The 611-nt window shown below is 63.5% G+C and carries 1 protein-coding gene; it reads left to right on the forward strand.

Annotated features, from left to right (window positions below):
• Positions 1-611, forward strand: a 611-nt coding sequence (locus AC1RJY_RS24000; protein ID WP_498603723.1) for a urocanate hydratase family protein, incomplete at both ends; no start/stop codon positions are given.

Genomic DNA, 611 nt, shown 5'->3' on the forward strand with positions numbered 1-611 from the left:
GATGAGTCCCGTTTGCGTCGGCGTGTGGGGAAGCGGTACTTGGACGAGGTCGAAACCGATCTGGATGCCGCGATCGCGAAGGTTCAGGCCGCGAAGGATGAGCGTCGTGGCTGGTCCGTCGGGTACGTGGGTAACGCCGCTGAGGTGTTCCCCGAGTTGCTGGCCCGGCACCAGGCCGGGGAGGTCACGTTTGATGTGGTCACGGACCAGACCTCCGCGCACGATCCGTTGTCGTATTTGCCGGAGGGCATCACGGTGGCTGAGTGGCATACCGAGGCCGAAGCGGATCCGGAAGGGTTCACGAAGAAGGCCCAGGCGTCCATGGCCCGGCAGGTCCAGGCGATGGTGGAGTTCCAGGACGCCGGGGCCGAGGTCTTTGATTACGGTAACTCGATCCGGGATGAGGCCCGCAAGGGCGGGTATGACCGGGCGTTTGAGTTCCCCGGTTTCGTGCCGGCCTATATTCGTCCGTTGTTCTGCGAGGGCTTGGGTCCGTTCCGTTGGGTCGCGCTTTCCGGGGACCCGGAAGACATTGCTGTGACGGACAAGGCGATCAAGGAGTTGTTCCCGGAGAACACGCACCTGCACAAGTGGTTGGATGCTGCGGCCGA

The organism is Arthrobacter sp. GW822-FHT05G07, from assembly GCF_058799755.1.